Origin of the sequence: Pseudomonas sp. 8 R 14 (assembly GCF_900005955.1) — a bacterium.
Lineage (GTDB): Bacteria > Pseudomonadota > Gammaproteobacteria > Pseudomonadales > Pseudomonadaceae > Aquipseudomonas > Aquipseudomonas marginalis.
In genome coordinates, this window is sequence record NZ_CVTH01000080.1 from 40,359 (window position 1) to 66,490 (window position 26,132).

General features: G+C 60.0%; 20 protein-coding genes and 4 tRNA genes. 14 read left to right on the forward strand and 10 right to left on the reverse strand.

Features of this window, described 5'->3' with window-relative positions; translation table 11 throughout:
• Positions 1-111: 111 nt before the first annotated feature.
• The 3 genes from preA to hydA form a co-directional block, all read right to left on the reverse strand.
• Entirely contained in the window at positions 112-1,386 is a 1,275-nt protein-coding gene (gene preA / locus BFQ01_RS22840; protein ID WP_065927011.1) for an NAD-dependent dihydropyrimidine dehydrogenase subunit PreA, read from the reverse strand.
• Positions 1,386-2,753, reverse strand: coding sequence for an NAD(P)-dependent oxidoreductase (locus tag BFQ01_RS22845; protein WP_065927012.1), 1,368 nt, complete (start codon positions 2,751-2,753; stop codon positions 1,386-1,388). Before BFQ01_RS22845 ends, preA begins: the two co-directional genes overlap by 1 nt.
• A gap of 62 nt (positions 2,754-2,815) precedes the next feature.
• The gene (hydA, locus tag BFQ01_RS22850) at positions 2,816-4,255 is read right to left on the reverse strand and encodes a dihydropyrimidinase (RefSeq protein WP_065927013.1); all 1,440 of its coding nucleotides are present in this window, start codon (positions 4,253-4,255) and stop codon (positions 2,816-2,818) included.
• 591 nt (positions 4,256-4,846) lie between these two features.
• Between hydA and BFQ01_RS22855 the strand changes: the two genes are divergently transcribed.
• A complete protein-coding gene (locus BFQ01_RS22855) occupies positions 4,847-6,328 on the forward strand; it encodes an NCS1 family nucleobase:cation symporter-1 (protein ID WP_065927014.1) in 1,482 nt (493 codons plus the stop codon).
• A gap of 25 nt (positions 6,329-6,353) precedes the next feature.
• The gene (locus BFQ01_RS22860) at positions 6,354-7,637 is read left to right on the forward strand and encodes a Zn-dependent hydrolase (RefSeq protein WP_065927015.1); all 1,284 of its coding nucleotides are present in this window, start codon (positions 6,354-6,356) and stop codon (positions 7,635-7,637) included.
• 122 nt (positions 7,638-7,759) lie between these two features.
• Here BFQ01_RS22860 and BFQ01_RS22865 read toward each other — a convergent pair whose 3' ends face one another.
• On the reverse strand, positions 7,760-8,218 hold the full coding sequence (locus tag BFQ01_RS22865) for an REP-associated tyrosine transposase (protein ID WP_065927016.1): 459 nt from the start codon (positions 8,216-8,218) through the stop codon (positions 7,760-7,762).
• 369 nt (positions 8,219-8,587) lie between these two features.
• Here BFQ01_RS22865 and BFQ01_RS22870 point away from each other — a divergent pair, with 369 nt between their 5' ends.
• Complete coding sequence (locus tag BFQ01_RS22870; protein ID WP_065927017.1) at positions 8,588-8,971, forward strand: polymorphic toxin type 44 domain-containing protein; 384 nt, start codon at positions 8,588-8,590, stop codon at positions 8,969-8,971.
• Positions 8,949-9,401, forward strand: a complete 453-nt coding sequence (locus BFQ01_RS31840) for a hypothetical protein (RefSeq protein ID WP_074847219.1) — start codon at positions 8,949-8,951, stop codon at positions 9,399-9,401. Before BFQ01_RS22870 ends, BFQ01_RS31840 begins: the two co-directional genes overlap by 23 nt.
• Before the next feature lie 97 nt (positions 9,402-9,498).
• Here the strand turns inward: BFQ01_RS31840 and BFQ01_RS22875 are convergent, their stop codons facing one another.
• From BFQ01_RS22875 to BFQ01_RS22885, 3 genes are read right to left on the reverse strand one after another with little or no spacing between them, the layout of a single operon-like run.
• Positions 9,499-10,917, reverse strand: coding sequence for an efflux transporter outer membrane subunit (locus BFQ01_RS22875; protein ID WP_065927018.1), 1,419 nt, complete (start codon positions 10,915-10,917; stop codon positions 9,499-9,501).
• Positions 10,901-12,070 carry an efflux RND transporter periplasmic adaptor subunit gene (locus BFQ01_RS22880; protein WP_065927019.1) on the reverse strand — a complete coding sequence of 390 codons (1,170 nt, stop codon included), beginning with the start codon at positions 12,068-12,070 and terminating at the stop codon, positions 10,901-10,903. The genes BFQ01_RS22875 and BFQ01_RS22880 overlap by 17 nt, the downstream gene beginning before the upstream one ends.
• Positions 12,060-15,281 (reverse strand): efflux RND transporter permease subunit, encoded by a 3,222-nt coding sequence (locus BFQ01_RS22885; protein WP_065927020.1) that lies wholly within the window; start codon positions 15,279-15,281, stop codon positions 12,060-12,062. The genes BFQ01_RS22880 and BFQ01_RS22885 overlap by 11 nt, the downstream gene beginning before the upstream one ends.
• A 207-nt stretch (positions 15,282-15,488) precedes the next feature.
• Here BFQ01_RS22885 and BFQ01_RS22890 point away from each other — a divergent pair, with 207 nt between their 5' ends.
• Positions 15,489-15,899 carry a PA0061/PA0062 family lipoprotein gene (locus BFQ01_RS22890; protein WP_065927021.1) on the forward strand — a complete coding sequence of 137 codons (411 nt, stop codon included), beginning with the start codon at positions 15,489-15,491 and terminating at the stop codon, positions 15,897-15,899.
• Here the strand turns inward: BFQ01_RS22890 and BFQ01_RS32615 are convergent.
• Positions 15,896-16,057, reverse strand: coding sequence for a hypothetical protein (locus BFQ01_RS32615; protein ID WP_176718762.1), 162 nt, complete (start codon positions 16,055-16,057; stop codon positions 15,896-15,898). The genes BFQ01_RS22890 and BFQ01_RS32615 overlap by 4 nt on opposite strands.
• Before the next feature lie 211 nt (positions 16,058-16,268).
• Between BFQ01_RS32615 and BFQ01_RS22895 the strand changes: the two genes are divergently transcribed.
• A complete protein-coding gene (locus BFQ01_RS22895) occupies positions 16,269-16,931 on the forward strand; it encodes a peptidase C39 family protein (protein ID WP_065927022.1) in 663 nt (220 codons plus the stop codon).
• A gap of 43 nt (positions 16,932-16,974) precedes the next feature.
• On the opposite strand, the gene pbpG is transcribed toward BFQ01_RS22895, so the two are convergent.
• Both pbpG and folD read right to left on the reverse strand, forming a co-directional pair.
• Positions 16,975-17,898 (reverse strand): D-alanyl-D-alanine endopeptidase, encoded by a 924-nt coding sequence (gene pbpG, locus BFQ01_RS22900; RefSeq protein WP_065927030.1) that lies wholly within the window; start codon positions 17,896-17,898, stop codon positions 16,975-16,977.
• A gap of 208 nt (positions 17,899-18,106) precedes the next feature.
• Positions 18,107-18,961 carry a bifunctional methylenetetrahydrofolate dehydrogenase/methenyltetrahydrofolate cyclohydrolase FolD gene (folD, locus tag BFQ01_RS22905; protein ID WP_065927023.1) on the reverse strand — a complete coding sequence of 285 codons (855 nt, stop codon included), beginning with the start codon at positions 18,959-18,961 and terminating at the stop codon, positions 18,107-18,109.
• Between the two features lie 275 nt (positions 18,962-19,236).
• On the opposite strand from folD, the gene BFQ01_RS22910 reads away from it, so the two are divergent.
• From BFQ01_RS22910 to lon, 8 genes are all read left to right on the forward strand, one after another.
• Positions 19,237-19,313 (forward strand) — tRNA-Arg (locus BFQ01_RS22910).
• Positions 19,314-19,345: 32 nt separating this feature from the next.
• Positions 19,346-19,421 (forward strand) — tRNA-His (locus BFQ01_RS22915).
• A gap of 56 nt (positions 19,422-19,477) precedes the next feature.
• Positions 19,478-19,562, forward strand: a tRNA-Leu gene (locus tag BFQ01_RS22920).
• A 76-nt stretch (positions 19,563-19,638) separates the two neighbouring features.
• Positions 19,639-19,714 (forward strand) — tRNA-His (locus BFQ01_RS22925).
• Positions 19,715-20,112: 398 nt separating this feature from the next.
• Complete coding sequence (gene tig / locus BFQ01_RS22930) at positions 20,113-21,423, forward strand: trigger factor (protein ID WP_027606242.1); 1,311 nt, start codon at positions 20,113-20,115, stop codon at positions 21,421-21,423.
• A gap of 91 nt (positions 21,424-21,514) precedes the next feature.
• Positions 21,515-22,150 (forward strand): ATP-dependent Clp endopeptidase proteolytic subunit ClpP, encoded by a 636-nt coding sequence (gene clpP, locus BFQ01_RS22935; protein WP_003174822.1) that lies wholly within the window; start codon positions 21,515-21,517, stop codon positions 22,148-22,150.
• Positions 22,151-22,262: 112 nt separating this feature from the next.
• Positions 22,263-23,546 (forward strand): ATP-dependent Clp protease ATP-binding subunit ClpX, encoded by a 1,284-nt coding sequence (gene clpX / locus BFQ01_RS22940; protein ID WP_003238279.1) that lies wholly within the window; start codon positions 22,263-22,265, stop codon positions 23,544-23,546.
• A gap of 162 nt (positions 23,547-23,708) precedes the next feature.
• Positions 23,709-26,105 carry an endopeptidase La gene (gene lon, locus BFQ01_RS22945; RefSeq protein ID WP_065927024.1) on the forward strand — a complete coding sequence of 799 codons (2,397 nt, stop codon included), beginning with the start codon at positions 23,709-23,711 and terminating at the stop codon, positions 26,103-26,105.
• Positions 26,106-26,132 lie beyond the last annotated feature (27 nt).

Below are 26,132 nucleotides of genomic sequence, written 5' to 3' on the forward strand. Positions count from 1 at the left end.
GGGCAAGCCCGCTCACCACAGAAGCCTAATTGCCATAGATTCCGTATTCACTGGAAGTTGTGTAGATACCCATGCTCATCGGGGGCAAGCCCCCGATAGCGGCCTGAAGGCCTACACCGCTTCCCGGTAAGGATTCCTCGGATCCTGCGTCCAATTCAAAAACGGCTTGCCCGTGTCGATGGGCACCATCTCGATGCAATCGGCCACCGGGCAGGTGATCTGGCACAGGTTGCAGCCCACGCACTCGTCATCGATCACTTCGTATTTATGCGTGCCGTCCGCCTGTTTCAGGCTGGCGATGGCCTGGTGCGAGGTGTCCTCACAGGCAATATGGCAACGCCCACAGCCAATGCACGCCGCCTGGTCGATCCTGGCGATCACCTGGTAATTGATGTCCAGGTACTTCCAGTCCGTGGTGTTGCCCACCGCACGCCCGGAAAATTCTTGCAGGCTGGTGTAGCCCTGGCTGTCCATCCATCGCGACAGCCCATCCTTCATCTCTTCCACGATGCGAAAACCATGCAGCATCGCCGCCGTGCACACCTGCACCGCGCCGCAACCGAGGGCGACGAATTCCGCGGCGTCGCGCCAGTTGCCGATGCCGCCGATCCCGCAGATCGGTAGGCCTTGGGTCTGCGGGTCACGGGCGATTTCGGCAACCATGTTCAGGGCAATCGGCTTGACCGCCGAGCCGCAGTAACCGCCGTGGGTGCTCTGGGTGCCGACCATCGGCAGGGCGACCATGCGTTCCAGGTCCACGCTGGTGATGGAGTTGATGGTGTTGATCAGCGACACCGCGTCCGCACCGCCGCGATACGCTGCCCGTGCCGCCACGCGGATGTCGGTGATATTCGGCGTGAGCTTGACGATCACCGGCAGCGAGCAATAGGTCTTGCACCAGCGCGTCACCTGTTCCACGTACTCCGGCACCTGGCCCACCGCCGCACCCATGCCGCGTTCGGGCATGCCGTGGGGGCAGCCGAAGTTCAGCTCGATACCGTCGCAGCCGGTGGCTTCCACCAGGGGCAGGATGTTTTTCCAGGATTCCTCCACGCAGGGCACCATCAGCGACACGATCAGCGCGCGGTCGGGCCAGTCCTTTTTGACTTGGGTGATTTCCCGCAGGTTGATCTCCAGGGAACGGTCGGTGATCAGTTCGATATTGTTGATGCCCAGCACTTCACGGTTGGCGCCGTAGTGCGCCGAGTAGCGCGATGACACATTGACCGCCGCCGGGTCTTCACCCAGGGTCTTCCACACCACGCCGCCCCAGCCCGCTTCAAACGCACGCACCACGTTGTAGGCCTTGTCGGTGGGCGGCGCGGAGGCCAGCCAGAATGGGTTGGGGGCCTTGATACCGGCGAACACAATCGAGAGATCGGCCATTACGCAGCCTCCACATTCAGCATGAGTTGGGCGTGCATGGCTTCGGCGGCCAGCTTGCCGTGTTGCACCGCCTGCACGGTGAGGTCCTGGCCGAGGCTGACGCAGTCACCGCCGGCGTAGACCCCAGGGATGCTGGTGCGCAGCTGTTCGTCGACGAAGATACGCTCGCCGACGCGGTGCAGCTGTTGCGCCAGGGGATCGTGCAAAGCGTCGTTGTCGAAGCCCTGGCCGATGGCCTTGAAGATGGCATCAGCGGCCAGTTCGAAGGTTTCTCCGGTGGATTGCAGGCGGCCGTTTTCCAGGCGGGTGCGGGCGAAGCGCATGCCGCGTACGTGGCCCTGGTCGTCGAGCAGGACTGCTTCGGGTTGGGCCCAGGTCAGCAGGCGCACCTGATTGGCCTTGGCGATGTCCTGCTCATGGTGGGTGGCGCCCATATCGGCCAGGCCCCGGCGGTAGACGAGGTTCACATCACGGGCACCGAGCCGGGCCATTTGCACGGCCATGTCGATGGCGGTATTGCCGGCGCCGAGCACGATGCAGCGGTCGGCCAGGGGCAGTTGGCTCAGGTCGTCGGCCTGGCGCAGTTCGCGGATATAGTCGGTGGCGGCGAGCAGGCCGGGGGCGTCCTCATGGGGTAAACCGAGTTGCTTGCTGGCCGCCAGGCCCAGGCCGAGGAACACCGAGTCGAATTGCTGGTGCAGTTCGCTCAGGGTCAGGTTGTCGCCCAGGCGCTGGCCATGGCGGATTTCGATGCCGCCGATCTGCAGGAGGAAATCCAGTTCCTTCTGGGCGAAGTCGTCGACCAGCTTGTATTTGGCGATCCCGTATTCATTCAGGCCGCCGGCTTTTTCCCGCGCTTCGAAGATCACCACGTCATGCCCGTGCAGCGCGGCGCGATGGGCACAGGCCAGCCCTGCGGGACCTGCGCCGACCACGGCGATGCGTTTGCCGGTGGGGGCGGCACGCTGGAACGGGTGTTCGCTGAAGTGGGCGTTATCGATGGCGTAGCGTTGCAACAGGCCTATCAGCACCGGCGCGCATTCTTCGGCGTTGTTACGCACGCAGGCTTGCTGGCAGAGGATCTCCGTCGGGCAGACCCGCGCGCAGCTGCCGCCAAGGATGTTGGCCGAGAGGATTTTCTGCGCTGCGCCCTGGACGTTGTCGGTGTGGATATTGCGCATGAACGACGGGATGTCGATTTCGCTGGGGCATGCGTTCACGCAAGGGGCGTCGTAGCAATACAGGCAGCGCGAGGCTTCCAGTTGGGCCTGGCGCGCGTTGAGCGGCGGCGCCAGGTCGGTGAAATGGCTGGCGAGGGTGGCCCCGTCTTCATGGGGATGGGGGAGGTGGGTCAGGGTCTGGATCACGGTGTGGGCCTCACGGTTTTTTTGGATTGCCTCTAAGTGGGCATTTTTGTTGCCTGGCGGTCTCAGCGCTTCACAGCAACCGGCCTGGAATGCTCCGCCCGCTTGCTCAACTGTTCGAACACCGACGGATACGCCGGCCGTTCCACATAGCGCCCGGCCCCGCGCTCGGCGCGCAGGTCGCCATCGGCCCAGACCAGCTTGCCCTGGCTGATGGTGTGGCTCGGCACGCCGCGCACGGTCTTGCCTTCGAAGATGTTGAAGTCGACTTGCTGGTGATGAGTCTTGGCGGAGATGGTCCGCGTACCCTCGGGGTCCCACAGCACCAGGTCGGCATCCGCACCCACGCGGATCGCGCCTTTGCGTGGGTAGAGGTTGAAGATCTTCGCGGTGTTGGTGGAGGTCAGCGCGACGAACTCCTGCATCGACAGGCGCCCGGTGTTGACCCCTTCGTGCCACAGCAGCGCCATGCGGTCTTCGATACCGGCGGTGCCGTTGGGGATCTTGCTGAAGTCGTCACGCCCGGCGGCTTTTTGCTCGGCGCAGAAGCAGCAGTGGTCGGTGGCGGTGGTGTGCAGGTTGCCCGATTGCAGGCCATGCCACAGCGCTTCCTGATGCCCGCGCGGGCGGAACGGCGGGCTCATCACGTAGCCGGCGGCGGTTTGCCAGTCGGGGTGCTGGTAGACGCTGTCGTCCAGCAGCAGGTGGCCGGCGAGCACTTCGCCGTAGACCGCCTGGCCCTTGCCCCGGGCGTAGGTGATTTCATCCAGCGCTTCCCGGGTGGACACGTGCACCAGGTACAGCGGCGTGCCGATGGTCTCGGCGATACGGATCGCGCGGCTGGCCGCTTCGCCTTCCACCTGGGACGGGCGCGACAGCGGGTGCGCTTCCGGCCCGGTGATGCCCTGGGCCATCAGTTTGCGTTGCAGGTGGTACACCAGCTCGCCGTTTTCCGCATGCACGGTGGGCACGGCGCCGAGTTCCAGGCAGCGTTCGAAGCTGGCCACCAGGGTATCGTCGGCCGCCATGATCGCGTTCTTGTAGGCCATGAAATGCTTGAAGCTGTTGATGCCGTGGTGGCTGACCAGCTCGGCCATTTCCTCGCGCACCTGCTCGCTCCACCAGGTGATTGCTACGTGAAAGCCATAGTCGGACGCGGATTTTTCCGCCCAGCCCCGCCACTGATGGAACGCTTCCATCAGCGATTGCTGCGGGTTGGGAATCACGAAGTCGATAATCGACGTAGTGCCCCCCGCCAAACCCGCCGCCGTGCCGCTGAAGAAGTCTTCACTGGCCACGGTGCCCATGAAGGGCAGTTGCATATGGGTATGGGGATCGATGCCGCCGGGCATCAAATATTGTCCGCTGCCGTCGAGTTGTTCAGTGCCGGCGGGAATATCCAGGTCCGTGCCAATGGCGCGAATCAGACCGCCTGCGCATAAAACATCGGCGCGGTAACTTTCATCATGGGTAATAACGGTGGCGCCACGGATCAACAGCGACATGTCGAGTTCCTCACAGGCTTGACCGGCTTGTGCCAGTTCTAAGTGTTGTATGGCTACGCGCCGATGGTCGGTTAATTCCTGTCATCGGTGACAGGAATAGAAACTAGACCGAGTTTTTCGATTGAGCAAGAAGATTTTTTATAAGCTTATATCGTATTTAATCTATTGATTTATAAGAATAAAAATACAAAATCACCAAAATGTAGCGGTCTCTCACCATTTTGACGCACTTGACAGGTTCCCAATATGAGCAACATTTCTTATTGCAAATCAGACGCTTGAGACATGCCTCTTGACGGGGTCGGTCAATAAAAATAATTGTGGTGCACCAGATTGAGTCCTGACCGTTCGGATAATTGGCGCGTTATTTAGCCTGAGTATCGCGGCAAGTACCGCAGGCACAATCGGAAAGCTGATTAACATCAGCGAGTTATATAAGCGGTGCGGGTTCAAGAGCGGTTGTCGGCACGGTTATTGAGTGCAGTGGCGGCTGGCCGGGCCCGTGATGTCATGTTGTTTACGAGGTACTCCGGCCACCCTGCGTTCAGCGCGGAGTGAGCAACAATAATTCGAAAAAACCGTGGAGCGGCCATGCAACAGAACAGATCGCAAGTCATTGAGCGCAACGGCCTGTACGAACTCGACGCCGGTCCCGACGTCCTCGACAGCCCTCGCTACAACCATGACATGGCACCGACCAAGGTGCACGAACGCACCTGGAACAAGTGGCACATCACCGCGCTGTGGGTCGGCATGTCGATCTGCGTGCCCACGTACACCCTGGGCGGTGTGCTCACCGCGTATTTCGGGTTGTCGGTGGGCGAGGCGTTGATGGCGATTTTGCTCGCCAATATCGTGGTGCTGATCCCGCTGACCCTCAACGCCTTCCCCGGCACCAAGTACGGCATTCCGTTTCCGGTGTTGCTGCGTTCGTCCTTCGGCATCCTCGGCTCTAACGTGCCGTGCCTGATCCGCGCGCTGGTGGCGTGCGGCTGGTTTGGTATCCAGACGATGTTTGGCGGGCTGGCGATTCACCTGTTCCTGGGCTCGATTTTCGAGGGGTGGAAGTCCCTCGGCGGCACTGGTGAAGTGATCGGCTTCATGATGTTCTGGTGCCTGAATTTATGGGTGGTGCTGCGCGGCGCCGAGTCGATCAAGCGCCTGGAAACCCTGTCGGCGCCGTTGCTGGTGGCGGTGGGCATTGGCCTGCTGGTGTGGGCGATGCCGAATGTGTCTCTCAGCGAACTGATGGCGATCCCGCCCAAGCGTCCGGAGGGCGCGAGCCTTACCGGTTACTTCATGGCCGGCCTGACCGCGATGGTGGGCTTCTGGGCCACCTTGTCGCTGAATATTCCCGACTTCAGCCGCTACGCCAAAAGCCAGAAGGACCAGATCCTCGGGCAGATCTTCGGCCTGCCACTGACCATGTTCCTGTTCGCCGCCCTCGGCGTGATCATGACCGCCGCGTCGGTGAAACTGGTGGGCGTCAGCGTGTCCGACCCGGTGACGCTGATCGGGCATATCCAGAGCCCTGTGTGGGTGGCCGTGGCCATGGCGCTGATCATCGTCGCCACCTTGTCCACCAACACCGCCGCGAACATCGTCTCGCCCACCAACGACTTCCAGAACATCGCGCCCAAGCTGATCAACCGCACCACGGCGGTGATCCTCACCGGGTTGGTGGGCTTGGCGTTGATGGGCCATGAACTGCTGAAAAAACTCGGCTTGATCGTCTCGGATGTGAGCCTGGAAACCGTGTATTCCAACTGGTTGCTGGGCTATTCGAGCCTGTTGGGGCCGATTGCCGGGATCATGGTGGTGGACTACTTCATCACCCGCAAACAACAACTGGACCTGGCCGGCCTGTACCGCGACGATGTGTACCCGGCGTGGAGCTGGAGCGGTTTTATCGCCTTCGGTGTGCCGGTGGTGCTGACCTTGCTGTCCCTGGGCAGTGATGCGTTCAGCTGGTTCTACAGCTACGGCTGGTTTACCGGTTCGGCGTTGGGCGGGTTGTTGTATTACGGCCTGAATGCCAGGCGTGGAGCCAGCCCGGTGGTTGTCAATTCATAAGAAATACAAGCCTGAGGAGATCCCCATGAACGCTGCCCTCGACGTTCTGCAATCGCCCCACCAGCACATCAATCGCGACCGCTTGTGGCAGTCGTTGATGGACCTGGCCAAACTCGGTGCCACCCCCAAGGGCGGCGTGTGCCGCCTGGCGCTCACCGACCTCGACCGCAAGGCCCGCGACCTGTTTGTGCAATGGTGCGAAGACGCCGGTTGCACCGTGACCGTCGACGGCATCGGCAATATCTTCGCGCGTCGCCCTGGGCGTAATCCCGACCTGCCGCCGGTGATGACCGGCAGCCATATCGACACACAGCCTACGGGCGGCAAGTTCGATGGCTGTTTCGGTGTGCTGGCGGGGGTGGAGGTGCTGCGTACGCTCAATGACCTCAAGATCGAAACCGAAGCGCCCTTGGAAGTGGTGGTGTGGACCAACGAGGAAGGCTCGCGCTTCCCGCCGTGCATGATGGGCTCGGGGGTATTTGCCAAGAAATTCACCCTGGCGGATACCTTGGCCAAGGTCGATGCGGATGGGGTCAGCGTGGGTGACGCGCTGAATGCGATTGGCTACGCGGGAACCCGTCCCGAGTGTGGACACAAGGTCGGTGCGTATTTCGAGGCGCATATCGAACAAGGGCCGATTCTGGAGGATGAGAAAAAGACCATCGGCGTGGTGCTCGGCGCCCTCGGGCAGAAGTGGTTCGACCTGAAACTGCGCGGTGTCGAGGCCCATGCGGGGCCGACGCCGATGCACCTGCGCAAGGACGCCCTGGTAGGCGCGGCAGCGGTGGTGGCGGCGGTCAATGCGGCGGCGTTGGGGCATCAGCCCCATGCGTGCGGGACCGTCGGTTGCCTGCAGGCGTATCCCGGTTCACGCAACGTCATTCCGGGCGAAGTGCGCATGACCCTGGACTTCCGTCACTTGGAACCGGCGCGGTTGGATTCGATGATTGCCCAGGTGCGCCAGGTGATTGACGAGACCTGTGCCAAGCATGGGCTGAGTTTTGAAATGGAACCCACGGCTGACTTCCCGCCGCTGTACTTCGACAAAGGCTGTGTGGACGCCGTGCGCGATGCGGCCAATGGGCTGGGCTTGTCGAACATGGACATCGTCAGCGGGGCAGGGCACGACGCGATTTTCGTCGCCGAGTTGGGGCCGGCGGGGATGATCTTTGTGCCGTGTGAAGGGGGCATCAGCCACAACGAAATCGAGAACGCCGCCCCGGATGACCTGGCGGCGGGGTGTGCGGTGTTGTTGCGGGCCATGGTGGCCGCTTCAGCCGCCATCGCCAGCGGCAAACTCGCGGCTTGAAATGCGGGTAAAAAATGTAGGAGGGGGCTTGCTCCCGATAGCGGTGTATCAGTTACAGATAAGTTGACTGACCTACCGCAATCGGGAGCAAGCCCCCTCCCACATTTGAACTGTGTTTGACGTTAAACCCAGATGGCATCCCACAGTGGGTAGTCGCCAATCCGCTCGACCAGACCCGCTCGCAATGGATTAGCCACCACATACCGGGCCATTTTCACCAAGTCATCTTCCTTGCGCAGTGCCCGGTCATGAAAGCTTTCTTGCCAAAGCCGTCCTTTGCGACCACTCACGCCATTGACGGTCCTGGTGCTTTTTGACTTCACCTGGCACATCAAGTCCGCCAGCGAGCCTTTTTTCAGTTCAAGCAGCCAATGGAAATGGTCCGGCATGATGACCCATGCCAGGGAGTTGGCCAGCCCTTGGTACTGGGCTAACCGAAATTGCCAGACCACCAGGCGACCGAGATGGAAATTGCTGAATATCGGTATGCGTTCGTGGGTGTTGGTGGTGATGAGGTAGATGCGGTTGGGGTCGCTGAATCGACCGATGCGCAGGCGGTGTGAAGCGGGTAAATCTGCCATTCCCTGGCCCTCTCTAGATGTGCTTAGAGAGGCTAGATTGGAGAGCAAGAGGTTGATGGGCGGGCTTTTGGCAGGATGTGTCTGGACGGTCGCGATCGGGGGCAAGCCCCCTCCCACATTGGTTCAGCGGTGTTCATACATTGTGTGTCTGACGCGGGGCTAGTGTGGGAGGGGGCTTGCTCCCGATGAGGCCGGAACTGACGCTGCCGAAACCTCATTGGACGTGGAAGTACCTTGTTTTGAGGCTGTGGTGTAAGGCATGTCTTACTCCTTTGTACGAAGTCTCTTTTGTTCTTCTCCTCGCTCATCATCTTGGCTATCTGGTGTTAGGTTCTGCCGCGCAAAAACCTAATGCAGAGGAAGCATGCAATGGCGAACCCTATACCCCCGCCTGGTGTATCTGTTGACGAAAATATGGCCACCGCTTTTCATAAAAAGAATGTACTGAAAGCCGGTTCAGCGTTTATGTACTCTTGGTTTTATACTCAGGTCCGCAATCGCGGCCCGTGGGACTACAAGCAAATTTCCAAAGAATATGAAGCGTTTGGAAATTTTCACTATGGTGCGGTGGGGATTGCGGCGGGTTTCAGCGAGGAAGTGCTTTTACGCGCAGCGGGACTTGCTCAAACCAGAGCGGGTACGGATAAACCCGAGTTTGGTCGTTGGTGGGGGGATGCGCCTTTCGGTGACGATCCAGTCGACCAATATTGGATCAAGAAAGGAATCAGCTATGCCAGGTTCAGGAACTACTAGAAAGTCGCTTTATTCAACGGTCACAACGATCTTGCTGGCGCTTTGCTTGGTGTATATCGCTGGTGATTGGCTGCTCTCGCCGGGCCGTCCGCAATTGACGGAGGTTGTACTCCGCGTGCCGATCAGTGATGACGCTTCGATCTATGGCGTCAAGGATGATCGCGGAGGGGCCACTGTGCCGTTCAGTTACCGATATTACGTTTACCGCACCTTGGGAACCGATAGTGAAATATTGGCTGTATTGAAAGATGCCAATCCGTTTCTAGTTACGCGTGACGGGGCGGTAAAAGTTGATGTCGAGAGCCGTTCGATTACTGTTTCGGTGTCGGGGGATGTATCCGACTATCACAGCAGTACCCTGTATCGGCATGCCAATGGTAGTGATTACACAGTGGTGAGTGTTTTTCTTAATAGTCGGCCAGAGGGCTGAAATGTGCGGTGGCTCAGTCAGTGGTGGTTGACTGAGCCACCGCCATCGGGGGCAAGCTCTCTCCTGCATTTAGCCTGAACTGTGCCTTGGGGCGATGTCAGGCGCCAGGTTGCCAGCCGCCGCCGAGTGCGGTCACGAGTCCTACACTGGCCTGCAACTGCCGCGTCTGCACCGCCTGCAATGTCCGCTGCGCCTGCAACGCCGCGGTCTGCGCGGTCACCACATCCAGGTAACTCACCGCCCCCGCCTGATAGCTGTTCATCGCCAATGATTGCGTATGCTGCGCCGCATCCGCCGCCGCCTGTTCATCCTGCGCTTCCTGCTGCAAATCCCGTAGTTGCGCCAAGTTATCTTCCACCTCGCGCACGGCCTTCAGCACCTGGCTACGGTACTGCGCCGACGCCTCTTCAAACTCGGCCTTGGCCTGGCGTTCATTGGCGCTCAAGCGGCCACCGTCGAAAATCGGCAGGTTCACCAACGGGCCCAGTGCCCAATACCGATTACCCGCCGACAGCAGATTGCCGACGCCCTGTGTCTGCCCGCCAATCAACCCGGTCAAGCTGAAGTCCGGATACCACGCCGCCTTGGCCACGCCGATATTTGCGTTGGCCGCAAACACCCGTCGCTCTGCCGCTGCAATATCCGGGCGACGTTGCAACAGGTGGCTTGGCAACTGCGACGGAATTCCCGGCAGGGCGATCAGTTGCTGGCCGGGCGGCAAGGTAAAGTCGCTGGCTGCCACACCCACCAACTCGCCGATGGCGTGCTCGGTGAGGTTGCGTTGCCCACGCACTTCATCCAATTGCGCCCTGGCCTGCGCCAGTTGATTTTGCGCACGGGTCAGGTCCAGCTCCGAGGCTATCTGGCCCTCGTAGCGGCTGCGGGTCAATTGCAATGCCTGGCTGAAATCATCCAGCGAGCGAGTGAAAATCCGGCTCTGTGCATCCAGCCCATTGAGCTGCACGTACAAGGTCGCCAACTGACGCTGCAAACTCAGGCGTGCCACCGCCAGGTCATCCCCGGACGCTTGCGCCTGGGCATCGCCGGCCGCGACCCGGTTGCGGATTTTGCCCCACAGGTCCAGGTCATAGCTCAACGAAAAGCCCGCGATGTTGCTGTTGTACACCGACGGTTGCGTATCCCCCCGCAACGGTCGCGAATCCGATTGCCGCTGGCGCAGCGGTTGCGCGCTGGCGCTGATCTGCGGGAACAGGCCTGCGTGCAGTTGGCTGGCATACGCCTGGGAAGCGTCGAAGTGCGCCAGCGCCGCCGCCAGGTCCGGGTTGGCCTTGAGCAGCTGCTGTTGCAGGTCATTCAGGCGCGAATCGTTGTAGAGCTTCCACCATTCGGGCGCCAGTTGGTCGGAGGGCTGGGCGCTGTGCCAGGGCCCATCGCTGGTCTGTTCGCGGTAGTTGGCCGGCAGGTCGATCGCCGGCACCTTGTAGGTCGGCGCCATCGAGCAACCCTGCAAGACCAGCAGCGTCAATGCGGCGAGCGGTTTAAGCCTTATGCGCATGCGCACCTCCGGAGGCATCGGCGAGTTGCACGGGATCACCTTCGCGCAGGGCATCGGGCGGGTTGTCGACGATGCGGTCGGCGGGTTTCAAGCCCTGGTCGATCACCAGGCGTTCGCCCAGGTCGAGGCCGATATGGATGGCCTGCAGGTGCACATGGTTCTGCCCGTCCAACACCGCCACCTGGGTGCCCTGGGCGCGGAAGATCAGCGCGCTGGCCGGGATACTCACACCATGGGTATCGGCCGGAATCGGCAAGGTGGCTTCGGCATAATCACCGGGCAGCAGTTCGCCGTCGGGGTTGTCGGCGACGAACTGGGCGAGCAGGGTGCCGGAGCGGCGGTCGATGGCGGTGGAGTCACCGATCAGGCGCGCCTTGAAATGCTTGCCGGGGTGCTCGGGCACGGTCAGCTCGGCTTCAAGGCCCGGATGGATGACCGCTGCGTAGTTCTGCGGCACCGGTACATAGAGGCGCAATTGATGGGTGTCGGCAATGTTGAACAGTTCCGGATCGCTGTCGGTGTCGGCCTTGATCAGTTGGCCGATATCGGTGTTGCGCGCGGTGATGGTGCCGGCGAACGGGGCGCGAAGGGTCTTGTAGCTTTCCAGCGCCGACAGCCGGGCATAGTCGGCAGCGGCGGCCTCGGCGTTGGCCTTGGCGGCAGCGGCATTGGAGGTTTTTTCATCGGCCTCCTGGCGCGATACCGAATGGCTGGCCAGCAGGTTTTGCCAGCGCGTGGCGGTGGTTTCGGCCAGGCGTGCGTTGGCCTGTTCCTGCACCAGGCGTGCATGGGTCTGCGCCAACTGTTGATCAAGGTCGGGGCTGTCGATTTCCGCGAGGACTTGCCCGGCGTTGACGTGGCTGCCGATATCGACTTTCCAATCCTTCAGGTAACCGCTGACCCTGGCGTGGATCGGCGCCTTGCTCCAGGCTTCCAGGTGCGCCGGCAGGCGCAAGGTATCGCCGGCCACATTCTGCCTGGGCTGGAACACCATCACGTGCGGGATGGCGGCGGTCTCGGTCCAGGCCGTGACCGATTGTTCGTGCAGCGTACGGGCATGCAGGCCGTTGGCGACCAACAGGGCGGCCAGGGTCAGGCCGCCGACACCCATGAGCATCAGACGCTTGCGCGAGGGTTTGTGATCAGACGACATGTGGGGTTTCTCCTGCAACTGCGCGAGTAGGGTGACGACCGTGGACCAGGCTGAAGACCACGGGAACAAACAACAATGTGGCGAGGGTGGCGAAGATCAAACCGCCGATGACGGCGCGCCCGAGCGGGGCGTTCTGCTCCTCGGAAATCGCCAGGGGCAACATGCCGATGATCATCGCCAGGGCGGTCATGCACACTGGGCGGAAGCGCGTGTAACCGGCCTCCATGGCGGCTTTCAACGCATCACCATGTTCGGCCAGGCGCTCACGGCAGAAGCTCACCACCAGGATCGAGTTGGCCGTGGCGACGCCCATGCACAGGATGGCGCCGGTGAGTGCCGGCACCGACAAGGAGGTGCCGCTGAGGAACAGCATCCACACGATGCCTGCGAGCGCCGCCGGCAACGCGGTGATGATGACGAATGGGTCGGCCCACGACTGGAAGTTGACCACGATCAGCAGGTAGATCAGCACCACCGCACCCAGCAGGCCAAGGCTCAAGCCGCTGAAGGCTTCATGCAGCGCATCGATCTGTCCGTGCAGGCTGATCGTCGCGCCTTTGGGACGCAGATGCGCGGTGTCATCCAGCACCTTTTGCACGTCGCGGGCTACGCCGCCGAGGTCGCGGCCCTGCACGTTGGCGTACAGGTCCAGGGTCGGTTCGATGTTGTAGTGGGTCACCACCGCCGGGCTTTGCACGCGGGAGATGGTTGCCACGCCGCCGAGGATCTGCGACTGCCCATCGGCGCCGGTGACGGGCAGCGCTTCCAGTGACGGCAGGCTGTCGAGGCGGTATTGCGGGGTGGCGGCGACGATGGAATAGGACACGCCGTTGGCCGGGTTGAGCCAGAAGGTCGGCGCGGTCTGCGAACTGCCGGCCAGCGACGCCACCATGCTGTTGGTCACGTCCCGCTCGGTAATGCCCAGGCCGTTGGCGCGCATGCGGTCGACATTCACCTGCAGCGACGGGTAGCCGGTGGACTGCTGGATGCGCAGGTCGGCGATACCGGGCACGTGTTGCAGGCGACGTTCCAACTCGACGGCATAGGCGCGGTTTTCTGCATCGCTGCGCCCGGAGATTTTTACGTCCAGCGGCGCCGGCGCACCGAAGTTGAGGATCTGGCTGCTGATGTCCGCCGGCAGGAACGCAAAGTGGCTGCCAGGGAAACTCTGCGGCAGCGCTTCACGCAGTTTCTTCACGTAGTCGGCGGTGGGCGCATGGCCCTTTTTCAGGCTGACCTGGATGTCGCCATCCTGCGGGCCGATGGTGCCGCTGCTGCTGTAGGCCATGTCGATGCCGCTGAGCGGAATGCCAATGTTATCGACGATGGTGTCCAGCTCTTCGGCGGGGATCACTTCACGGATCCGCGCTTCGATGCGGTCGAAGGCGGCGGCGCTTTCTTCGATGCGCGTGCCCAGCGGCAGGCGCACATGCAGGGCCAGCGCACCGGCATCCGTCGCCGGGAAAAAGTCCTGGCCCAGGCTTGGCAACAGCAGGAATGAGGCGAGCACACAGGCCAGGAAACCGACGATAAAACCCTTGCGATTGCCCAGGGCCAAGGTCAGCAGGCCGTGGTAGGTGTCGCGGATATTCGAGAAGTGACGCTCGAAACCCTGCTGGAAATTCAGCACCGCTTGCAGTGCGGCATTGCGCGGTTTCGGGTGCTGCTCGCCCTCATGGTGGTTGATGAATGCATCTTCGGGATGGTGCCCCACGCCTGGCTCCGGCGTGTGCGGCTTGAGCAGGAACATCGCCAGCGTCGGCACCAGGGTGCGCGAAAGAATGAATGAGCTGGCCATGGCGAAGATCACCGCCAGCGCCATCGGCCGGAACAGATAACCGGCGATGCCTTGCAGCAGGAACATCGGCACGAACACGATGCAGATGCACAGCAGCGAGACGAACGCCGGGCCGACAATTTGCGCGGCGCCGTCGAGGATCGCGGTCTTCACCGCCTTGCCTTGTTCCAGGTGCCAGTTGATGTTTTCGATGGTCACCGTGGCGTCGTCCACCAGGATCCCCACCGCCAACGCCAGCCCGCCGAGGGTCATGACGTTGAGGGTCTGCCCGCTGACCGCCAGCAACGCAATGGCCGACAGCACCGCCAGGGGAATTGACGCCGCGATAATGATCGTGGAGCGCCAGCTGCCGAGGAACAGCAGGATCATCGCACTGGTCAGCAGCGCGGCGATGATGCCTTCCTGGGCCACGCTGCCCACCGATTGCTTGACGAATACCGAGGCGTCGCCCAGCAACGAGGTCTTCAATGACGGCGGCAGGGTTTCGTTGATGCGCGGCAGCATCTGGCGGATACCGTCGATGATCGACAGGGTGGAAATGCTGCCGTTTTTCAACGCCGGCATCAGCACCGCGCGATGGCCGTCGACGCGCACGATGTTGGTCTGCGGCGGCGAACCGTCGCGCACGTGGGCGACCTGGCCGATGGTGATCAGCGCGCCGTCGACGGTCTTGATCGGCAGGTCGTTGAGCTCATCGATGGCCTTGGGGCTGTTGTTGAGCAGGATCGTGTATTCATTGGGGCCGAGTTTGGCGGTGCCCACCGGGATGATCTGGTTCTGCAGCGCCAGGGCATTGCCCACATCCTGGGCCGACAAGCCTTTGGCCGCCAACGCCTGGGGGTCGAGGTCAAGGGTGATCTGCCGCTGCTTGCCACCCATCGGCGTGGGCATGGCCAGGCCGGGCAGGGCGCTGAGGGGCAGGCGGATATTGTTCTGCACCAGGTCGCGAATTTTGGCTTCCGACAGCGTGGGGCTGGAGAACGCCATTTGCAGGATCGGCACCGTGGAGGCGCTGTAGTTGAGGATCAGCGGCGGCGTGATGCCCGGTGGCATCTGCTTGAGCACGGTTTGTGATACGGCGGTCACTTGGGCGTTGGCGGTGCGGATGTCGACGCCGGGCTGGAAGAAAATCTTCACGATGCCCATGCCGGGCAGCGATTGCGATTCGATATGTTCGATGTCGTTGACGGTGGTGCTCAGGGAGCGTTCATAGGTGTAGATCACCCGGCCGGCCATGGCGTCCGGTGACAGGCCGTTGTACTGCCAGACCACAGCGACCACAGGGATGCCGATATCGGGAAACACGTCGGTGGGGGTTCGCAGGGCCGCCATCGGCCCGATGATGCAGATGAATATGGCCAACACGATAAACGTGTACGGCTTTTGCAGTGCGGTCTTTACCAGCCCGAGCATGCGTGAACCTCCGAGGGAGCAGGATTGCAAACCCCGGCAGTCTTGCCCGACCCACCTAACACGCGCCTTTCAGCCAGGTGAAGGAACATTTAGGTAAGGGCTGAAGATCGTTTCATATGGATTCATTTGTTCTACAGGGCGTGGCTGCCCAAGCTTGCATCCCATCGGACGACTTGTCTTTTAACTGATGTTCTTTGGAGCCCTGCCATGTCACTCAAACCTTTATTGTTGATCCCCGCCCTGGGGGCTGTTTTGTTGTTGTCGGCCTGTGCCGGCCCGATTCCCAAGGCGGACCCCAGCGAAGCCTGGATCGGCTTGAAAGAAGAAGCGCCGAACGACCTGATGGCCGAACGTGTGGACGGCAAGCGTGTCGACGACGGGCGCTTTTTCGAGGTGACCCCCGGGGATCACCGCCTGGACGTGACGTTGTTCGAGGAAGAGGCAGGCGACGACAACCAGCAGGACTGCCAGGGTCGGGTCGAGTACAAGGATTTCAAGGCGGGTGAGCATTACACCCTGGTGGAGTCGAGCCTGGGCACCACCGTGCGCGCATCCCTGATGGACGGGCACGGTAAGGAAGTCGCAGCGACTCAGGATTTCAATTGCATGCCTGGCTAGGCGTGGTGCACCGCCGCTCTCTGGGGCTTGGCGGGTGCCGCAGGTTTGACGTGGGGGTGATGGTGCCGGCGAGTAATGCGCAACACCCCCCACAACATGGCGCCGGCTACCGCCAGCCAACCGCAGATCAACAGGAAAATCGTTGTTGCAAGGCTCATTTTGGCCTCCTTTCGCCCCGCAGGGGGCACACACAGTCTTCTCAATGGACAGTCTAGCTACCCGGCGGTTGCCTGCTATTGACCAATGGTCGTGTTCGTCCAACTCGTTTGCTCTATCCGCGACGCTTTACTGAGCCTGTGGGCTATACCCGCGTGGCAGAGCGTCCTATGATCAGGGCCCTCACCGGCAGTTGATCAAGAGAGTAAAAAATTGCGGTTACGGTCGAACCTTAAAACATCCTTGTTGCTGGCCTGTGCCCTGGGGCTCGCGGCCTGTTCCGGGCAGCCGTCGAAACTTCCGGGCCTGCCGGAACGTGTCGAACTCACTGGTGTGCCGACCTTTCGCAGCGAGGCTTATCAGAGTGGTCCTACAGCGTTAGCCAGCATGCTGTCGCAACAAGGCATTGTGATGACACCGGGCTTGTTGGATAAACCGTTGCATTTGCCGGGCGGGGAAGCGGACCTGGAGCGCAACATGCAGGTGCTGGCCCGTGAGTACGGGCTGATGGTGTACCCGCTGGATGCCAAGCTGACCGCGGTACTGGCGCAGGTGGCGGCGGGTTACCCGGTGATGGCGCGGATTGGCGGCGGCCTGTTGTCTGACGCGCGCTACGTGGTCGTGGTGGGTTTCAACCAGCAGAAAAGCACGGTGCTGTTGCGTTCAGGCATGGACCGACGCCTGCTGATGAGCTTCAGCGACTTTGAGTCGAAGTGGAGCAGTGCCGGGCACTGGGCAATCCTCACTCAGCGCCCGAGCCAGTTGCCGGCCAATGTGGATGCGCAGCGCTGGCGGGACTCGGCGAACGCAACGGCCCAGGCCGGGCAGGAGCGGGCGGCGGCGCAGGCGCTCAAGGTGTTGGCGGAACACAAATAAAATGGGAGGGGCGAGCCCCTCCTAAATGAGTTCTCGGTGTTCCTTAGCGGCGGACTTCGGCGGCATTCGCGCGGTTCTTCAGGTTCTTATCAGCCTTGTAGCGCAGAGCGACGTCCGGCACCGAGCCGCCCTTGCCGGTCTCGACCCAGTTACGGATACGGCTGGCATCGGCAAAGTGGGTGAATTTGCCGAAAGCATCCAGGATCACCAGCGACACCGGACGATTACCCATGCGGGTGACCAGCACCAGGCAATGACCGGCCTGGTTGGTGAAACCGGTCTTGGTCAGTTTGATATCCCAGTTGGCGCGGTTGATCAGGTGGTCGGTATTGGAGAAACCCAGGGTGTAGTTGGGCTTGCGGAACGCTACGGTCTTTTCCTTGGTGGTGCTCAACTGGCTCAGCATCGGAAATTTTTGCGCGTAGGCCAGCAGCTTGCTCAAGTCGCGGGCGGTGGACACGTTGTGGATCGACAGGCCGGTGGGCTCGACATAATGGGTGCTGGTCATGCCCAGGGCCTTGGCCTTGGCGTTCATCGCGGCAATAAAGGCCGCGTAGCCGCCCGGATAGTGGTGCGCCAGGCTCGCGGCGGCGCGGTTTTCCGAGGACATCAGGGCAATCAGCAACATCTCCTTGCGCGGCATCTGGCTGCCGATCTTCACGCGGGAGAACACGCCTTTCATCTCCGGCGTGTCGGTGATGTTGATGTCGATGTACTCGTCCATGTTCTGCTTGGCTTCAAGCACGATCAGGCCCGTCATCAGTTTGCTCACCGAGGCGATAGGCACCACCACGTCGGGGTTGCTGGCGTAGATGACCTTGTTGGTTTGCAGGTCCACCAGCATGGCGCTGCCGGAAGCGATCTGCAGTTTGGATGGATCCCGCGGCGCCAGGGCGGAGTCGGCAGCGTGTGCAAAGGTGCCGGTGAAAGCAAAAAATAGGCTGACAATGGAAAGACGAATTTTCACGCGGATGAACTCGCTAAAAAAGTAAGAAATACCGTTGGGAAACGGGTTCTGTGACAAATGGCGTTACATTTTAGGAGTATGGACGACAGACTGTCGAATGTTCTTCTAAAACCAGACGAAAGTGCTTAAAAACTAAGAAAAAACAGGTTTTCTTCCGGGCAATAAAAAGCCCTGCGATAAGGCAGGGCTTTTTCAGTACGACTGGTTATTAACCGTGCAGGGTTTCTGCGGCGTACAGGGTATTTTCCAGCAGGCAGGCACGGGTCATCGGGCCAACGCCACCCGGCACCGGGGTGATCCAGCCAGCGCGGGGCAGGGCGGTTTCATACACCACGTCGCCGACCAGCTTGCCGTCTTCCTGGCGGTTGATGCCCACGTCGATGACGATGGCGCCTTCCTTGATCCATTCGCCCTTGACCAGGCCCGGCTTGCCGGCGGCCACGACGACCAGGTCGGCACGGCCAACGTGGCCTGCAAGGTCCTTGGTGAAGCGGTGGGTCACGGTGACGGTGCAACCGGCCAGCAGCAACTCCATGGCCATGGGGCGGCCCACGATGTTGGACGCGCCGACGATGACGGCATCGAGGCCGTACAGGTCGACACCGGTGCTTTCCAGCAGGGTCATGATGCCTTTGGGCGTGCACGGGCGCAGCAGCGGGATACGCTGGGCCAGGCGGCCGACGTTATAGGGATGGAAACCGTCGACGTCTTTGTCAGGGCGGATGCGCTCGAGCAACTTGGACGCGTCCAGGTGCGCGGGCAATGGCAATTGCAGGAGGATGCCGTCCATCGCCGGGTCGTCGTTGAGGCTGTCGATCAGGTCGGTCAGGGCCTGCTGGGTGGTGTCGGCAGGCAGGTCGTAGGCCTTGGAAAGAAAGCCGACCTCTTCACAGTCTTTACGCTTGTGCGAGACATAAACCTGAGAGGCAGGATCGCTGCCGACCAGGATCACCGCGAGGCCAGGCGTGCGCAAGCCTTGCTGGCTGCGCTCGGTGACTCGTTTGGCGATCTGCTGGCGCAGGCTGGCGGCGATTGATTTGCCGTCGATAAGTTGTGCAGTCATTACGCGTGATTAACCATCGAGAGGGGGAGGAAAAGTGCGCGCATTCTCGCACGCCACGGCGTGAGGGCAAAGGCGCTTGGTCCGCAAATTGGCCTAACCCCTTAAATAAAATGAATTTTTTTCAAAAAAGATTTGACGGGTTTCCAGGCCCTCTATACTATTCGTCGCACTTGTCGGGCACAGCCTAGCACTGGTTAAGAAGGTCGAGCAGAATCGTTGTTCTGCAAGGCTGGAAGCACTTAGTTTGTAATCCTCCAAGAGTACAGATTAATAAGGCGCCCGTAGCTCAGCTGGATAGAGCATCCGCCTTCTAAGCGGATGGTCGCAGGTTCGAGTCCTGCCGGGTGCGCCATTAGGCAGCTTTGGCACAAGTAGCGCTATATGGTGGGCGTAGCTCAGTTGGTAGAGCACGGGATTGTGACTCCCGTTGTCGAGGGTTCGATCCCCTTCGTCCACCCCATATTTTGAAAGGCGCCAGATTAACCGTCTGGCGCCTTTGCTTTAAGAGCTTCAAGCGCGGATGTGGTGGAATTGGTAGACACACTGGATTTAGGTTCCAGCGCCGCAAGGCGTAAGAGTTCGAGTCTCTTCATCCGCACCAATAAAGCTTTACTCGGTCTATACGCAGGGTAGGGCTCGACAAAGAAGTGGTTTGGTTTCTTTGTTAACGCAATATGGTGGGCGTAGCTCAGTTGGTAGAGCACGGGATTGTGACTCCCGTTGTCGAGGGTTCGATCCCCTTCGTCCACCCCATATTCGAAAGGCGCCAGATTTAACAGTCTGGCGCCTTTTTTGGTTTTGGCGGTTCGGATTGTCGTGGCTGCAGGTTCTGGGTCGCGATGGCGGTGCGTTTCATCGTATTTATGTGTCTCGATGATACTGCGTTGTCTATCTGCCCTCACTGCGGGGTGGGCGTCAGGGAGATGAGCGACGATCCCTTCTATATATAGAAGGGGCGGCGCAGAGCCCTGGCGTGATTGGCTTTATTTGTCACCGGGGCGGGGCGCGACAGTGCCTTCGTATCGATAAATTGCCGGCTGTTTACGGGCGTATTTCCAGTAGGGTGACTTCTTGAGTTTGACCCACTAGAATGCATGCCCTTGATTGGGGTCGGAAATGGCCGGCTAACGTCTGTGCAACGAGGAATATCCATGCAAGTTTCTGTTGAAAATACTACTGCTCTCGAGCGCCGCATGAGCATCACCGTGCCGGCTGAGCGCATCGAGACTGCGGTCAACAAGCGTCTGCAGCAGACTGCCCAAAAGGCCAAGATCGCTGGTTTCCGTCCAGGCAAAGTGCCAATGAGCGAAATCAAGCGCCGTTTTGGTGCTGATGCACGCAATGAAGCCGTCGGTGACGTGATCCAGGCTTCTTTCTACGAAGCAGTGGTTGAGCAAAAGCTGAACCCGGCTGGTTCGCCTTCGATCGAACCCAAATCCCTGGAAGCGGGCAAGGACCTGGAATACGTTGCCGTATTCGAAGTGTTCCCCGAGTTCGAAGTGGCCGGTTTCGACGGTATCGCTATCGAGCGCCTGAGCGCCGAAGTGGCTGATTCGGACCTGGACAACATGCTGGAAATCCTGCGCAAGCAGAACACCCGTTTCGAAGTGGTCGACCGTGCTGCCCAGAACGAAGACCAGTTGAACATCGATTTCGTTGGCAAGGTTGACGGCGAAGCATTCGCTGGCGGCTCCGCCAAGGGTACTCAGCTGGTGCTGGGTTCCAACCGCATGATTCCTGGCTTCGAAGACGGCCTGGTTGGCGCCAAGGCTGGCGAAGAGCGGGTCCTGAACCTGGAATTCCCTGCTGACTACCAGAACCTGGACCTGGCTGGCAAAGCCGCCGAGTTCACCGTGACCGTCAACAGCGTTTCCGAGCCTAAGCTGCCAGAGCTGAACGAAGAATTCTTCAATCAGTTCGGCATCAAGGAAACCGGTATCGAAGGCTTCCGCACCGAAGTTCGCAAGAACATGGAGCGCGAGCTGCGCCAGGCTATCAAGTCCAAGGTCAAGAACCAGGTCATGGACGGTCTGCTGGCCTCCAACCCGATCGAAGTGCCTAAGGCCCTGCTGTCCAACGAAGTGGATCGCCTGCGCGTACAGGCTGTCCAGCAGTTCGGCGGCAACATCAAGCCAGACCAACTGCCGGCCGAGCTGTTCGAAGAGCAAGCCAAGCGCCGTGTGGTGCTGGGTCTGATCGTGGCTGAAGTGGTCAAGCAGTTCGACCTCAAGCCTGACGAAGATCGCGTCCGCGAAATGATCCAGGAAATGGCTTCGGCCTACCAGGAGCCTGAGCAGGTCGTGGCCTGGTACTACAAGAACGACCAGCAGCTGAACGAAGTACGTTCGGTTGTGCTGGAAGAACAAGTTGTGGATACTGTTCTGCAGAAGGCTAAGGTGACCGATAAAGCGGTCTCTTACGAAGAAGCAGTCAAGCCGGCGGAAGCAGCACAAGCCGACTGATTGTCCAACTCGTTGGAAATTCAACCATAAGCCAGCCTCGCGCTGGCTTATGCGTTTTCAAGACATGACTATTTGGGAGTAACTGCAGAGCATGTTCCGTAATTCCTATATTCAGCAGAACTCTGATATCCAGGCCGCAGGCGGCCTGGTCCCGATGGTTGTCGAGCAGTCCGCTCGTGGCGAACGCGCCTACGACATCTACTCGCGCCTGCTCAAGGAGCGAGTGATCTTTCTGGTGGGCCCGGTAGAGGACTACATGGCCAACCTGATCTGTGCGCAACTGCTGTTCCTTGAAGCGGAAAACCCGGACAAGGACATCCATCTCTACATCAACTCGCCGGGCGGTTCGGTGACAGCGGGCATGTCGATCTACGACACCATGCAGTTCATCAAGCCGAACGTATCGACTACCTGCATTGGCCAGGCCTGCAGCATGGGCGCGTTCCTGCTGACCGCAGGTGCCGAGGGCAAGCGTTACTGCCTGCCGAACTCGCGCGTGATGATTCACCAGCCACTGGGCGGTTTCCAGGGCCAGGCGTCGGACATCGAAATCCACGCCAAGGAAATCCTCTTCATCCGCGAACGTCTCAACACGCTGATGGCCAAGCACAGCGGGCACACCCTGGAAGAAATCGAGCGCGACACCAACCGTGACAACTTCATGAGCGCCGAAGCCGCACGTGAATATGGGTTGATCGACGCAGTGATCGAAAAGCGCCCCGCTTAATATAAGCCGCTCAAAATAGGGCTGGTCGGGTTTCCCGATCATCTGCGGGCTTGAAAAAGCCCGCATAAGCCTTCATCTTGTGTTGCAAGCCTATCGGATTTGGATCGAACGAATGACTGACACCCGCAACGGCGAGGACAACGGCAAGCTGCTCTATTGCTCCTTCTGTGGCAAAAGCCAGCATGAAGTGCGCAAATTGATTGCCGGCCCCTCGGTCTTTATCTGCGACGAGTGCGTCGACCTGTGCAATGACATCATCCGTGAGGAGGTGCAGGAAGCCCAGGCCGAAAGCAGCGCGCATAAATTGCCTTCGCCTAAAGAAATCAGCGGCATCCTTGATCAGTATGTGATTGGTCAAGAGCGTGCAAAGAAGGTTCTGGCCGTAGCGGTATACAACCACTACAAGCGCTTGAACCAGCGTGACAAGAAAGGCGACGAAGTCGAACTCGGCAAGAGCAACATCTTGCTGATCGGTCCTACAGGCTCGGGTAAGACCCTGCTTGCAGAAACCCTCGCTCGCCTGCTGAACGTTCCGTTCACCATCGCTGACGCCACCACCCTCACCGAGGCTGGCTACGTGGGCGAAGATGTCGAGAACATCATTCAGAAACTGCTGCAGAAGTGCGACTACGACGTAGAGAAGGCCCAGATGGGTATTGTCTACATCGACGAAATCGACAAGATCTCGCGCAAGTCCGACAACCCGTCGATCACTCGGGACGTTTCCGGTGAAGGCGTGCAGCAGGCCCTGTTGAAACTGATCGAAGGCACGGTTGCTTCCGTACCGCCACAAGGCGGCCGCAAGCACCCGCAGCAGGAATTCCTTCAGGTTGATACGCGCAACATCCTGTTTATCTGTGGCGGTGCATTCTCCGGCCTGGAGAAGGTTATTCAGCAACGGTCTACCCGTGGCGGCATCGGTTTCAGTGCAGAAGTGCGCAGCAAGGAAGAAGGCAAGAAGGTGGGCGAGTCCCTGCGTGAAGTCGAGCCTGACGATCTGGTCAAGTTCGGTCTGATCCCGGAATTCGTTGGCCGTCTGCCGGTCCTGGCCACGTTGGACGAGTTGGATGAGGCGGCTCTGATTCAGATCCTCACCGAACCGAAAAACGCCCTGACCAAGCAATACGCCAAGCTGTTCGAGATGGAAGGTGTGGACCTCGAGTTCCGTACCGACGCGCTCAAATCGGTGGCCAAGCGGGCACTGGAGCGCAAGACCGGTGCACGTGGCCTGCGTTCGATCCTCGAAGGTGTATTGCTCGACACCATGTACGAAATCCCCTCGCAGTCCGAGGTGAGTAAAGTGGTGATCGACGAAAGCGTTATAGAAGGTAAGTCCAAGCCACTGTATATCTACGAAAACAGTGAGCCGACTGCCAAGGCTGCGCCAGACGCGTAAGCGTTTCGCAGTTTTGGTACAAACGAAGGGGCCTCTAGGGGCTCCTTTGTTTTTCATAAGGATTTTTACTGCGTGTAACTGCCAGCATTGAGCTTGTTTTTTTTACACGCAGCCCCCATCTTGGTTTCAAGCTTATTTTTCAACTGTCATAGAGGCGAAATCATGAAGACAACCATCGAATTGCCTCTCCTGCCGTTGCGTGATGTCGTCGTTTATCCGCACATGGTTATCCCGCTGTTCGTGGGGCGCGAGAAGTCTATCGAAGCCCTCGAGGCCGCGATGACGGGCGACAAGCAGATCCTGCTGTTGGCCCAGAAAAATCCTGCCGATGATGATCCAGGCGAAGATGCCCTGTATCGCGTCGGCACCATTGCCACTGTCCTGCAACTGCTCAAGCTGCCCGATGGCACCGTCAAGGTGCTGGTGGAAGGCGAGCAGCGCGGTGCGGTAGAGCGTTTCATGGAGGTGGACGGCCACCTGCGCGCCGAAGTGGTGCTGATCGACGAAGTCGAGGCCCCTGAGCGCGAGTCCGAAGTGTTTGTGCGCAGCCTGCTCTCGCAGTTCGAGCAGTACGTGCAGTTGGGCAAGAAAGTCCCGGCTGAAGTCCTGTCTTCCCTCAATAGCATCGATGAGCCAAGCCGCCTGGTCGACACCATGGCCGCGCACATGGCGCTGAAGATCGAGCAGAAGCAGGACATCCTCGAAATCATTGACCTGTCGGCCCGTGTCGAACACGTGCTGGCGTTGCTGGATGCCGAGATCGACCTGCTCCAGGTCGAGAAGCGCATCCGGGGTCGGGTCAAAAAACAAATGGAGCGCAGCCAGCGCGAGTACTACCTGAATGAGCAGATGAAGGCCATTCAGAAGGAGCTCGGCGACAGCGAGGAAGGCCACAACGAAATCGAAGAGCTGAAAAAGCGCATCGATGCTGCCGGCCTGCCGAAAGACGCCCTGGCCAAAGCCACCGCCGAGTTGAACAAGCTCAAGCAAATGTCGCCGATGTCGGCCGAAGCCACCGTGGTGCGCTCGTACATCGACTGGCTGGTGCAGGTGCCGTGGAAGGCCCAGACCAAGGTACGCCTGGACCTGGCCCGTGCCGAAGATATCCTTGATGCCGACCACTATGGCCTTGAAGAAGTCAAAGAGCGCATCCTCGAATACCTCGCCGTGCAGAAGCGCGTGAAGAAGATTCGTGGCCCGGTGTTGTGCCTGGTTGGCCCGCCTGGGGTAGGTAAAACCTCCCTGGCCGAGTCCATCGCCAATGCCACCAACCGTAAATTCGTGCGCATGGCCCTCGGTGGTGTGCGCGATGAGGCGGAAATTCGTGGCCATCGCCGGACTTACATCGGTTCGATGCCAGGAAGATTGATTCAAAAAATGACAAAGGTGGGTGTGCGCAACCCGCTGTTCCTGCTCGATGAAATCGACAAAATGGGCAGCGACATGCGTGGCGATCCGGCATCGGCCTTGCTGGAAGTGCTCGACCCTGAGCAGAACCACAATTTCAACGACCATTACCTGGAGGTCGACTACGACCTGTCCGACGTAATGTTCCTGTGCACCTCCAACTCCATGAACATCCCGCCGGCATTGCTGGACCGGATGGAGGTGATTCGTCTGCCGGGTTACACCGAAGACGAGAAGATCAATATCGCCGTCAAATACCTCGCGCCCAAGCAGATTTCGGCCAATGGCCTGAAGAAGGGCGAGATCGAATTCGACGTCGAGTCGATCCGCGACATCGTGCGCTACTACACTCGCGAGGCCGGTGTCCGGGGCCTTGAGCGCCAGATCGCGAAGATTTGCCGCAAGGCGGTCAAGGAGCACGCGCTGGAAAAACGCTTCTCGGTGAAGGTCTCGGCCGACGCTCTTGAGCACTTCCTGGGTGTGCGTAAATTCCGTTACGGCCTGGCAGAACAGCAGGATCAGGTAGGGCAGGTGACTGGCCTGGCGTGGACCCAGGTGGGCGGCGAATTGCTGACCATCGAAGCTGCGGTGATCCCCGGCAAGGGCCAGTTGATCAAGACCGGCTCCCTCGGTGACGTGATGGTCGAATCCATTACCGCCGCGCAGACCGTGGTGCGCAGCCGCGCCAGGAGCCTGGGGATCCCCCTGGACTTCCACGAGAAGCACGACACCCACATCCACATGCCGGAAGGGGCTACACCGAAGGATGGTCCGAGCGCTGGCGTAGGCATGTGCACGGCCCTGGTTTCGGCATTGACCGGCATACCGGTGCGCGCCGATGTTGCGATGACCGGGGAAATCACCCTGCGTGGCCAGGTATTGGCCATTGGTGGCCTGAAAGAGAAATTGCTGGCTGCACACCGCGGTGGCATCAAGACTGTGATCATTCCTGAAGAGAATGTTCGCGACTTGAAGGAAATTCCTGACAATATCAAGCAGGATCTTCAGATTAAACCGGTTAAATGGATTGACGAGGTCCTGCAAATTGCGCTGCAATACGCGCCGGAGCCCTTGCCGGATGTGGTTCCGGAGATAGTTGCAAAGGACGAAAAACGAGAGTCTGATTCCAAGGAAAGAATTAGCACGCATTAATGTGAATAAGCCTGGGGGCTTCCTTGA